Genomic DNA, 10,920 nt, shown 5'->3' with positions numbered 1-10,920 from the left:
CCCCCTACTTCCCCCCTCACCCAATCCCGAAACACCCCCGCGTCAGACCCAGCCGTAATCTCCTCCTTCGCCAGCAGCCAGTACCCACTCCCGTCCTGCATAAATCCCCACGGGGCCACCAGCTGGCCGCTGTTGAGTTCGTCCTGCACCATCAGAAACGACATCATCGCCACGCCCAGCCCGGCCAGCGCCGCCTGGGCGCAGAGGTAGAAGTGTTCATACTCCGCCCGGCTGCTGCCCGCCGTGGAGATGCCGCTGACCTGCTGCCATTGCTGCCACGCGCCTGGGCGGGTAGCGCTGTGCAGTAACCGCTGCCCGTGCAGGCTCAAATCCCCCTTCAGCCCCCCTACATCCCGACATACCGGCCCCATCCACTCGTCGCAGATCTTCTCCGCGTGCTGGCCGTGAAAGCTGAAGTCGTCGCGGCGCAGCGCGAGGTCGATGCCGCTGCGGGTGAAGTCCACCGGGCCGCCGGCGGCCACCAGCTGCAGGGTGATGTCAGGGTGCTGCTGCTGAAATGAGGGCAGGCGCGGGATCAGCCAGCGCATGGCGATGGTCGGCTCGCAGGAGACGGTCAGCGCCTGCGGGCGCGTGCCCTGCTGCATCTGCTGTACGGTGTGCTCCAGCTGTTCAAACAGCGGGGCGGTGGTGTTAAGCAGGGTTTGCCCGGCGGGGGTGAGAAATACCGCGCGGTTGCGGCGTTCAAACAGGGTAACGCCGAGCGCCTCTTCCAGCTGACGTATCTGGCGGCTGACCGCGCCGTGGGTGACGTGCAGTTCAGCGGCGGCCTGCACAAAGCTGCCGCTGCGGGCGGCGGCGTTGAAGAAGCGAAATGAGGCGAGCGGCGGCAGTGGCATAATCGTCGATGAATTCTCACAGGTTGGCATCACGATAAATCGTTTTTGCCGGGCGGGCAAGCGGCTGATAATCCGGGCACTTCCCCGATCTTTGATGAGAGTTTAATTATGTTGAGCGAGCTGTTAGCCGTCGCCTTTATCACCGTTCTGGCGGTGATCAGCCCCGGCCCGGATTTTGCCATGATCACCCGCAACAGCTATGCGTACGGCGCGCGCAGCGGGCTGATGTCGGCCTTTGGTATCGCCTGCGGCGTGCAGGTGCATGTGATTTATACACTGTTCGGTATTGCGCTGCTGATCGTGCAGTCGCCGCTGCTGTTTACGCTGATGAAGCTGGCCGGGGCGGGGTATCTGGTGTATCTCGGCTGGCGTTCGCTGAGAAGCCACGGCGCGCTGCAGGTGAGCGAGGCGCACGGTGCGGCACCGTCGCCGTTCGCCGCCTGGCGCAGCGGATTTTTAACCAACGCGCTGAACCCGAAGACCATGCTGTTTGTTGTCGCCACCTATACCCAGCTGGTGCAGCCGGGCAGCCCGCTGAGCCACGGCATCGGCTACGGGCTGTTTATTTCGGCGGCGCACTGGCTATGGTTCAGCCTGGTGGCGCTGTTTTTCAGCGCACCGCCGGTGCGCCACAGGCTGCTGGCGTATCAGCGCCACGTGGATCGGCTGCTGGGCGTGGCGCTGATCGGGCTGGGGGCCGCGCTGGCGATGACCGGTATCACGGCCTGAATCTGCGATATGCCCCGCTGTTGAAGGTGGCGATACCTGGACTGGGATTCACGTTGGCACCGCCCGCCATGCTCCGCGCCGGCAATATCGCGCATCGCGGCCCCGCTTCCCTTAATCCCCTTACCCCCCCCTTTACAGAACACTCTGAATTCCATTACCTTGCGTGCCCTATCCGGGCAGCGGCGGAACCTCCGCGTTTCGCGGCAGTCTGAGGATCGGGTCGCCGCGTGCCCCTTCGGGTGGCAGCGGCAAAGCACAGCAGGTTGATACAAGGCATAACAATGAAAGCAGCAGGTAAACTCTTAATCGCCGCGATGGCCGCGTCCGCCCTGTTCTCAGGGGTGGCGAACGCCGCCAGCTGGCAGGATCAGCTGAGCTCCGCGGCCAGCGCACTGGGCCAGAACAACGGCGGCAGTGCCACCACCGCTGAAAACGGCGCGACCAGCGCCCAGAGCGGCACCTCGCTGACCGCGCTGGCCGGGCTGCTGAACGGCGGCAGCCAGTCGCTGAGCGCCGGCACCATGAGCAACGCGGCGGGTATTTTGTCGTACTGCGTGAAGAACAATCTGGTGGATAACAACGTCGACGCGCTGAAAAATCAGGTGCTTGGCAAGCTGGGGCTGGAAGATACGCAGAAGCAGCAGGAAACCACCGACTATCAGCAGGGGCTGCTCGGCCTGCTGAATACCGGCAGCAACCAGCAGGTGAACCTGAAGTCGCTGGGTGAAACCCCGCTCGGCAAGCAGGTGAAAACCAAAGCCTGCGATCTGGTGCTGAAACAGGGTATGCACTTTATCTCTTAATTGACTACGCTTAACCAGCGGCGGGGCTGTCCCCCTGCCGCCCCGACTTTACCCGGCCACCCTGCGTGGCCTTTTTTATGTCGGGATAAATCAGGTTAATCCCGGCAGCAGGGCGATGACTGCCCCTGCCACCGCAGGATAGCGCGGCAAAGCGCCCGCTCCTTACTTCACGATCAGCCGGATGCCCAGCGCCGCCATCACCGTGCCGCCCAGCCGATCCAGCGGGGCCTTAAAGCGCAGGTAGGTGTTGCGCGGCCCGCGCGATGAGAGAGCGTAAGCCACAAACAGATACCACAGGCCGTCAATCATCATCGCCACCAGCGGGATGGCGATAAACATGCCGGTGCTGACCTGCTGCGGCAGCAGCGCGGCAAATACGCCGCTGAATACCAGCGCGGTTTTTGGGTTGCTGATCTGGGTGGTGAAGGCGGTGAGAAACGCCCGCTGCATGGTTTTGCCGTTGCTGCCCGGCAGTTCAAGAGCCAGCGGTTCGCGGGCGCCACGAAACATCTTATATGCCATCCACAGCAGGTAGAGGCCACCGAGGGTCTTCATTACCAGCCACAGCACCGGCACGGCGGTAAGCAGCGTATGCAGGCCGAGCAGCGCGATGGTGGCAAACACCAGGCTGCCCGCGCCCATCCCCAGTGCGGCACCGATGCCCGCCCGCCGCGATGAGGCCACCGCCGTGCGCGCGACCAGAATAAAGCTCGGCCCCGGGCTGATCGCCCCTAAGCCAAGCGCCGCCCCAATTGAAACCACCGACAGTACCGCTGCGTCCATTTCATACCCCGCTCAGTTGATGAATGATTAACATAACGGCTAAGCGTTAATGTGGGCAAGCACCGTCACGCACAGTCTGCTGCGGGTACGGTCAGTAAAGCCGGCTTTCCGCACAGTTCCCCGCTACCACAGGCTGCGCCGGGCATACCGGCAACGCATCTTCCCCGCCCGCACAGCACAATGCGCGGAGCATTCGCGGGATCGGTAAACTCGCCTTCAGCCGATGCTGCCGCCAGGGATATGATCCGCATCGCCTTTTTCCCGCCCGCCCTGCAGCCAACGTGCTCAGAGCCGCGCAGCGCCTGCTATGCTTACAGGCATCTTCCCCTGCCACGCCACCGACGGATGCCGCCATGACCGAGCCGCTGCTGATTGCCCAGACCCCTGAACTCCAGCTCCACCTGCTGCCCGCGATGGCTAACCGCCACGGGCTGATCACCGGTGCCACCGGCACCGGCAAAACCGTCACCCTGCAGAAGCTGGCGGAGAGCCTCTCCGCCGCCGGGGTGCCGGTGTTTATGGCCGACGTGAAGGGCGACCTCACCGGCGTGGCGAAGCCGGGCGTTGCCAGCGACAAGCTGAACGAGCGGCTGGCGAAGATCGGCGTCAGCGACTGGTCGCCGCAGCAGAGCCCGGTGGTGCTGTGGGACGTGTTCGGCCAGCGCGGCCATCCGCTGCGCGCCACGGTCAGCGATCTGGGCCCGCTGCTGCTGACGCGGCTGCTGGATCTGAACGAGGTGCAGAGCGGCGTGCTGCAGATCGTGTTCCGTATCGCCGACGATCAGGGGCTGCTGCTGCTCGATTTTAAGGATCTGCGGGCGATCGTGCGTTACGTCGGTGATAACGCCAAAGCCTTCCAGAACCAGTACGGCAATATCAGCAGCGCCTCGGTGGGGGCGATCCAGCGCGGGCTGCTGACGCTGGAGCAGCAGGGGGCGGAGCACTTCTTCGGCGAGCCGATGCTGGAGATCCGCGACTGGATGCGCACCGACGATGCCGGGCGCGGCACCATCAATATTCTCGCCGCCGAGCAGCTTTATCAGCAGCCGAAACTGTACGCCACCACCCTGCTATGGCTGCTCTCTGAGTTGTACGAGCAGCTGCCGGAGGCGGGCGATCTCGATAAGCCGAAGCTGGTGTTCTTCTTCGACGAGGCGCACCTGCTGTTCAGCGAGGCGCCGGCGGTGCTGCTGCAGAAGATCGAGCAGGTGATGCGGCTGATCCGCTCCAAAGGGGTCGGCGTGTGGTTCGTGTCGCAGAACCCGGCGGATATCCCCGATGCGGTGCTCGGCCAGCTGGGCAACCGCGTGCAGCACGCGCTGCGCGCCTTTACGCCGCGGGACCAGAAGGCGGTGAAGGTGGCGGCGCAGACCCTGCGTGCCAACCCGGCCTTTGATACCGAGCAGGCGCTGCAGCAGCTGGCGACCGGCGAGGCGCTGGTGTCATTCCTCGATGCCAGAGGCAGCCCGTCGGTGGTCGAACGCAGCTGGGTGATCGCCCCCGGCTCACGCATGGGGCCGGTGACGGACGACGAGCGTAACGGCCTGCTTAACCACTCGCCGCTGGCCGGCAAGTATGACGAGGAGATCGACCGCGAGTCCGCTTACGAACGGCTGCAGCAGGGCGTGCAGGCGGCGGGCGACAGGAGCGGTGCCCCGCCGGTGGCCGGAGAACAGGCGGCAGCGGATGGCGGCCTGCTCGGCGGGCTGAAGGATATTCTGTTCGGCAGCACCGGGCCGCGCGGCGGCAGGCGCGATGGCGTGGTACAAAGCGTGGCGAAGAGCGCCGCCCGTCAGGTGACGAATCAGATTATTCGCGGCGTGCTGGGCAGTATTATGGGTGGCCGCAAAAAATAACCCGCAGATTAAACCAGGAAAGTATGGATAAAGAACTCGAACTAAAACGCGCCAAACGCCTGCCGCTGTTACTGCTGCTGGCGGCAATGCTGGTGTTTACCGGCACCGTGCTGTGGCCGGTGTGGTATGCGCCGAACCCGTGGATCGCCGGGCTGAAGGCGGTGTCGGAGGCGGCGATGGTCGGCGCGCTGGCCGACTGGTTCGCGGTCAGCGCGCTGTTTCGCCGGGTGCCGATCCCGCTGGTTGGCCGCCATACGGCGATTATCCCGCGCAATAAAGACCGTATCGCCGTCAACCTGGCGGCCTTTGTGCAGGACAAGTTTCTCAGCACGGCGTCGCTGCTGGAGCTGATCCGCCGCCACAATCCGGCACAGATGCTGGCCGGCTGGCTGGCGGCACCGGATAATGCCGCACGAGCAAGCGGCTGGCTGCTGAAGATGGTGCGCGGTTTCCTCGACCTCGCCGACGACCAGCGTATTCAGGCGTTTATGCGCCGCGCCGTTCACCAGGCGATCGATAAGGTCGATCTCAGCCGGTCGGCGGCGCTGGTGCTGGAGAGCCTGACCAGGAACAACCGCCACCAGCAGCTGCTGGACGACGCGCTGGCGCAGGTGCTGCAGCTGGTCAACCGCCCCGCCACCCACGAGTTTATCGCCCTGCAGGTGGTGCACTGGCTGAAGCGCGAGCATCCGCTGAAGGAGAAGATGCTGCCGAGCGAGTGGCTGGGCGAGAAGAGCGCCGGACTGGCGGCCAGCGCGGTGCAGTCGATTCTGAACGAGATTGAGAACGATCCTGACCACCAGCTGCGCCAGGGCTTTAACCGCGCGGTGCAGCGGCTGATCGTCCGCCTGCGCAGCGATCCGGAGATGGCGCAGAAGGCGGAAGAGATTAAGCAGTACCTGAAGGAAGACGAAACGCTGAACCGCTATATCGGCCAGCTGTGGGGCGATCTGCGCGGCTGGCTGAAAGAGGATATCGCGCGTGAGGACTCAAAACTGCACGCGAAAATCAGCGCCGCCGGGCAGTGGTTTGGCGAAGCGCTGCTGAATGACGCCACCCTGCGCGCCTCGCTGAACCAGCATCTGGAAGAGGCGGCCAGCAGCGCCGCGCCGGAGTTCGCCGAGTTCCTCAGCGTGCATATCCGCGACACGGTGAAAAACTGGGACGCCGCCGATATGTCGCACCAGGTCGAACTGAACATCGGCGCCGATCTGCAGCGCATCCGCATCAACGGTACGCTGGTCGGCGGCGTCATCGGGCTGATCCTCTATCTGCTGTCGCTGCTGCCGCAGGTGATATAAAAAAACAGGGGCCGGTATCAATCCGGCCCCTGCTCTTATCGTCCCTGCCCGGCTTCGCGCCGGCGGGTGCCCTTAAAATGGCCCCGCGCCAGCGGATAACCCCCGCGTCTATCGACGCTTCAGCAACATATACAAACTCAGCGCAAAGAACGCCGCGCTCGGCAGCAGCGCACCGAGCACCGGCGGGATGCTGTACACCAGGCTCAGCGGGCCGAAGATCTGATCCAGCACGTAGAACAGAAAACCGAAGCTGATGCCGGTGATCATCCGCATGCCCATCGACACGCTGCGCAGCGGGCCGAAGATAAACGACAGCGCCATCAGCATCATCACCGCCACCGAAAGCGGCTGGAAGATCTTGCTCCACATGTTCAGCTGGTAGCGGCCAGAAACCTGGCCACTCTGCTTGAGGTATTTGGTGTAGGCATACAGCCCGCTGATCGACAGCGCTTCCGGATCCAGCGCCACCACGCCAAGCTTGTCCGGCGTCAGGGTGGTTTTCCACTCGCCGGTCAGCGTCTGGCTGCCGCGCACCTGTTTCGGGTCGGTGAGGTCGGACTGATCCACCTGCGACAGCTGCCAGATCGCCCGTCCTGCATCGTATTTCGCGCTTGCCGCGTAGCGCACCGACTGCAGGCGGCGCTCGTGGTTAAAGCTGTAGATGCTGATGCCGGCCAGTTCGCTGTTGTCGCGGATACGTTCGATAAAGATAAAGTTATCGCCGTCCTTCGCCCACAGCCCGTTCTGGGTGGAGAGCAGCGAGCCGCCCACCAGCTGCTGCGCACGGTAGTTACGCGCCATCTGCTCGCCTTTTGGCGCAACAAACTCGCCGATGGCCATGGTGAGGATCACCAGCGGAATGGCGGTTTTCATCACCGAGGCGGCAATCTGCAGGCGGGTAAAGCCCGAGGCCTGCATCACCACCAGTTCGCTGCGCTGCGCCAGCATGCCGAGGCCCAGCAGCGCGCCAAGCAGCGCGGCCATCGGGAAGAAGATCTCCACGTCCTTCGGCACGCTGAGCAGGGTGTAGATGCCGGCACCGAGCGCGGTGTACTCGCCCTGCCCGGTTTTGCGCAGCTGGTCAACAAACTTGATGATGCCGGAGAGCGACACCAGCATAAACAGCGTCGCCATGATGGTGTTAAAGATGGTTTTACCGATATAACGGTCAAGTACGCCAAACATCAGACCGACCCTCCGCGGGTAAAGCGCGCACGCAGGCGGCGCATCGGCACCGTATCCCACAGGTTAAGCAGCACCGCCAGCGCCAGGTAGCTGAGGTTAACCAGCCACATCCAGACCGCCGGATCGAGCCGGCCCTTGTTGCCGCTGGAGCGCAGCGAGCTCTGCAGCAGGAAGAACACCAGGTAGAGCAGCATCGCCGGCAGCATCGACAGCACGCGGCCCTGGCGTGGGTTGACCACGCTGAGCGGCACCACCATCAGCGCCATCACCAGCACCGAGAACACCAGCGTCAGCCGCCAGTGCAGCTCGCTTCTGAACTCGGTTTTGTCTGACCGCCACAGCGCCAGCAGCGACATCTGTTCGGCGTCATTCGGGTCGAGCGTCACCGTCTGGTGGCCGACAATCGCCTGGTAGTTCTCAAAATCGGTGATGCGGAAGTCACGCAGCAGCGCGGTGCCCTCAAAGCGGGTACCGTGATCGAGGGTCACCACCTGCGAGCCGTCGGCGCGCTGGTTCATATGCCCCTGATCGGCCACCACCACCGACGGGCGGGCGTTGCCGTTCGGCCGCAGCTGGGCTAAGAACACCTTGCCGAAGTTGTTACCTTTAACGTTCTCGATAAACAGCACCGACTGGCCGTCACCGGACTGCTGGAACTGGCCGGCGGCCAGCGCCGCCGCGCCCGGGTTGGCTTTGGCGTTCTGCGTCACTTCGCTCTGATAACGCGACGACCACGGGCCAAGCCAGCCGACGTTGACCGCCGCCAGCAGCGCGGTGAACAGCATCAGCAGCATCGCCGCTTTGACCAGCACGCTCTTACCGAGGCCGCAGGCGTGCATCACGGTGATTTCACTCTCGGTGTATAACCGGCCGAGCGTCATCAGAATGGCTAAAAAGAGGCTTAACGGCAGGATCAGCTGCGCCATTTCGGGCACGCCGAGGCCGAGTAAGGTGAGGACTAAGTTTGTTGGAATCTCGCCATCCACCGCGGCTCCCAGTATCCTGACTAACTTCTGACAAAAGAAGATCAGCAGCAGGATGAACAGGATAGCCAGCTGGCTTTTGAGCGTTTCCTTAACCAGATATCTAATGATGATCACGCTGAATACGCCTGTGAAAACTTGTCTTTTTGCAGGAAAATCGCTAGTTTCATCGCTTATACGCCATTTTTTCTCATCAATGGCCCATGTCATAGCTAAAATAGTATGACAATAATCGCGTTCCGGTGGGGTTAAAACTTAAAAACTTCCCCGGAACTGACTCTGACGTTCGTGACTAAACGACGTTTACGCAACGGCACTTTTCGTTACGGAAGCGCTACATTCTAGCCGCAGCAGCCGCCGTTGTCTTTAAGATTCAGGAGAATGCATGGAGTTCAGTGTAAAGAGCGGTAGCCCGGAAAAACAGCGCAGTGCCTGTATTGTAGTGGGTGTTTTCGAACCGCGCCGGTTATCACCGATTGCTGAACAGCTGGATAAAATCAGCGATGGCTATATCAGCGCCCTGCTGCGCCGCGGCGAGCTGGAAGGCAAAGTGGGGCAAACCCTGCTGCTGCATCATGTGCCGAACATTCTCTCTGAGCGCATCCTGTTGATCGGTTGCGGCAAGGAACGCGAACTGGACGAGCGCCAGTACAAGCAGGTGATCCAGAAAACCATCAACACCCTGAACGACACCGGGTCGATGGAAGCGGTCTGCTTCCTGACCGAGCTGCACGTGAAAGGGCGTAACACCTACTGGAAAGTGCGCCAGGCGGTGGAGACCTCGAAAGAGACGCTCTACAGCTTCGATCAGCTGAAGAGCAACAAGGTCGAGCCGCGCCGCCCGCTGCGCAAGCTGGTGTTTAACGTGCCGACCCGCCGCGAGCTGACCAGCGGCGAGCGCGCTATCCAGCACGGCCTGGCCGTGGCCTCCGGCGTTAAGGCGGCGAAAGACCTCGGCAATATGCCGCCAAATATTTGTAACGCGGCGTATCTGGCCTCGCAGGCGCGCCAGCTGGCGGACGCCTACAGCAGGAACATCACCACCCGGGTGATCGGCGAGCAGCAGATGAAAGAGCTGGGCATGAACGCCTACCTCGCCGTCGGCCAGGGCTCGCAGAATGAGTCGCTGATGTCGGTGATCGACTACAAGGGCAACCCGGACGCGGATGCGCGGCCGATCGTGCTGGTCGGTAAAGGCGTCACCTTCGATACCGGCGGCATCTCGCTCAAGCCGGGCGAAGCGATGGACGAGATGAAGTATGATATGTGCGGCGCGGCGGCGGTGTACGGCGTGATGCGTATGGTCGCCGAGCTGAACCTGCCGCTGAACGTGGTTGGCGTGCTGGCGGGCTGTGAAAACATGCCCGGCGGCCGTGCCTACCGTCCGGGCGACGTGCTGACCACCATGTCCGGCCAGACCGTCGAGGTGCTGAACACCGACGCCGAAGGCCGCCTGGTGCTGTGCGACGCGCTGACCTACGTTGAGCGCTTCGATCCGGAAGTGGTGATTGACGTGGCGACGCTGACCGGGGCCTGCGTGATCGCGCTTGGCCACCATATCAGCGGCCTGCTGTCGAACCACAATCCGCTGGCGCACGAGCTGATCGGTGCCTCAGAGCAGGCCGGCGACCGCGCCTGGCGTCTGCCGATGGCCGACGAGTATCAGGAGCAGCTGGACTCGAACTTTGCCGATATGGCCAATATCGGCGGCCGCCCCGGCGGTGCCATTACCGCCGCCTGCTTCCTGGCGCGCTTTGCCCGTAAGTATAACTGGGCGCACCTCGACGTGGCCGGTACCGCCTGGCGCTCCGGCAAGGCCAAAGGCGCCACCGGCCGCCCGGTCGCCCTGCTGTCGCAGTTCCTGCTGAACCGCGCGGGCCTGAACGGCGACGATTAACGCCGCCACCGCCGTACAGGGCCGGTTCACCGGCCCTGTACGCTTACCCGATTAAACGAGCACCCTGATGAAAAACGCCACCTTCTATCTGCTGGAAACCGACACCCCGGTTGACGGGCTGAGCGCGCAGGAAGCGCTGGTCTGCGATCTGGCCGGTGCCCGCTGGCGTGAAGGCAAGCGGGTGCTGATCGCCTGCGCCGATGAAGCCCAGGCGATCCGGCTGGATGAGGCGCTGTGGCAGCGCCCGGCCGACGCCTTTGTGCCGCATAATCTGGCGGGGGAAGGCCCGAAATACGGTGCGCCGGTCGAGCTGGCCTGGCCGCAGCGCCGCGGCAACGCCCCGCGCGACCTGCTGATCAGCCTGCTGCCGCAGTTTGCAGATTTTGCCACCGCTTTCTATGAAGTGATAGACTTCGTTCCCTACGAAGAATCTTTGAAACAGCTGGCGCGCGACCGCTATAAAGCGTACCGCAGCGTTGGATTCCACTTGAATACGGCAACGCCGCCCATTGCCTAAGACATAGCA

The 10,920-nt window shown here is 63.1% G+C and carries 10 protein-coding genes; 6 read left to right on the top strand and 4 right to left on the bottom strand.

All coding sequences use genetic code 11. The features are described 5' to 3' along the window. On the bottom strand, positions 1-857 hold an 857-nt coding region (locus NV64_RS09420), incomplete at its 3' end, for a LysR substrate-binding domain-containing protein (protein WP_101505790.1). A 111-nt stretch (positions 858-968) separates the two neighbouring features. Between NV64_RS09420 and NV64_RS09415 the strand changes: the two genes are divergently transcribed. Both NV64_RS09415 and NV64_RS09410 read left to right on the top strand, forming a co-directional pair. Then, positions 969-1,586, top strand: a complete 618-nt coding sequence (locus NV64_RS09415; RefSeq protein WP_101505794.1) for a LysE family translocator — start codon at positions 969-971, stop codon at positions 1,584-1,586. A gap of 281 nt (positions 1,587-1,867) precedes the next feature. Beyond that, positions 1,868-2,389: a DUF2501 domain-containing protein gene (locus NV64_RS09410; protein ID WP_101505789.1), complete on the top strand. Its 522-nt coding sequence runs from the start codon at positions 1,868-1,870 to the stop codon at positions 2,387-2,389. Positions 2,390-2,551: 162 nt separating this feature from the next. Here the strand turns inward: NV64_RS09410 and NV64_RS09405 are convergent, their stop codons facing one another. Next, the gene (locus NV64_RS09405) at positions 2,552-3,172 is read right to left on the bottom strand and encodes a LysE family translocator (RefSeq protein ID WP_056231302.1); all 621 of its coding nucleotides are present in this window, start codon (positions 3,170-3,172) and stop codon (positions 2,552-2,554) included. A 353-nt stretch (positions 3,173-3,525) separates the two neighbouring features. Here NV64_RS09405 and NV64_RS09400 point away from each other — a divergent pair, with 353 nt between their 5' ends. Continuing rightward, positions 3,526-5,028 (top strand): helicase HerA-like C-terminal domain-containing protein, encoded by a 1,503-nt coding sequence (locus NV64_RS09400; RefSeq protein ID WP_101505788.1) that lies wholly within the window; start codon positions 3,526-3,528, stop codon positions 5,026-5,028. Between the two features lie 23 nt (positions 5,029-5,051). Then, the gene (locus NV64_RS09395) at positions 5,052-6,329 is read left to right on the top strand and encodes a DUF445 domain-containing protein (protein WP_056231298.1); all 1,278 of its coding nucleotides are present in this window, start codon (positions 5,052-5,054) and stop codon (positions 6,327-6,329) included. Positions 6,330-6,437: 108 nt separating this feature from the next. Here the strand turns inward: NV64_RS09395 and lptG are convergent, their stop codons facing one another. Then, positions 6,438-7,514, bottom strand: coding sequence for an LPS export ABC transporter permease LptG (gene lptG / locus NV64_RS09390; RefSeq protein ID WP_101505787.1), 1,077 nt, complete (start codon positions 7,512-7,514; stop codon positions 6,438-6,440). Beyond that, a complete protein-coding gene (gene lptF, locus NV64_RS09385) occupies positions 7,514-8,614 on the bottom strand; it encodes an LPS export ABC transporter permease LptF (RefSeq protein WP_056231294.1) in 1,101 nt (366 codons plus the stop codon). The genes lptG and lptF overlap by 1 nt, the downstream gene beginning before the upstream one ends. A gap of 268 nt (positions 8,615-8,882) precedes the next feature. Between lptF and pepA the strand changes: the two genes are divergently transcribed. Continuing rightward, positions 8,883-10,394 carry a leucyl aminopeptidase gene (gene pepA / locus NV64_RS09380; RefSeq protein ID WP_056231292.1) on the top strand — a complete coding sequence of 504 codons (1,512 nt, stop codon included), beginning with the start codon at positions 8,883-8,885 and terminating at the stop codon, positions 10,392-10,394. 67 nt (positions 10,395-10,461) lie between these two features. Further along, positions 10,462-10,911, top strand: coding sequence for a DNA polymerase III subunit chi (locus NV64_RS09375; RefSeq protein ID WP_056231289.1), 450 nt, complete (start codon positions 10,462-10,464; stop codon positions 10,909-10,911). Positions 10,912-10,920 lie beyond the last annotated feature (9 nt).

The sequence above is a fragment of the Erwinia sp. B116 genome (assembly GCF_002865965.1).
In the GTDB taxonomy this organism is placed as follows: Bacteria; Pseudomonadota; Gammaproteobacteria; order Enterobacterales; family Enterobacteriaceae; genus Erwinia.
Note: the sequence above shows the minus strand (reverse complement) of the source record. Positions and strands in the feature narration are given on the sequence as shown.

Coding starts and splice junctions, on each gene's coding strand:
- NV64_RS09410 (WP_101505789.1), top strand. CDS start 1,868: ATGAAAGCAGCAGGTAAACTCTTAATCGCCGCGATGGCCGCGTCCGCC.
- NV64_RS09405 (WP_056231302.1), bottom strand. CDS start 3,172: ATGGACGCAGCGGTACTGTCGGTGGTTTCAATTGGGGCGGCGCTTGGC.
- NV64_RS09400 (WP_101505788.1), top strand. CDS start 3,526: ATGACCGAGCCGCTGCTGATTGCCCAGACCCCTGAACTCCAGCTCCAC.
- NV64_RS09395 (WP_056231298.1), top strand. CDS start 5,052: ATGGATAAAGAACTCGAACTAAAACGCGCCAAACGCCTGCCGCTGTTA.
- lptG (WP_101505787.1), bottom strand. CDS start 7,514: ATGTTTGGCGTACTTGACCGTTATATCGGTAAAACCATCTTTAACACC.
- pepA (WP_056231292.1), top strand. CDS start 8,883: ATGGAGTTCAGTGTAAAGAGCGGTAGCCCGGAAAAACAGCGCAGTGCC.
- NV64_RS09375 (WP_056231289.1), top strand. CDS start 10,462: ATGAAAAACGCCACCTTCTATCTGCTGGAAACCGACACCCCGGTTGAC.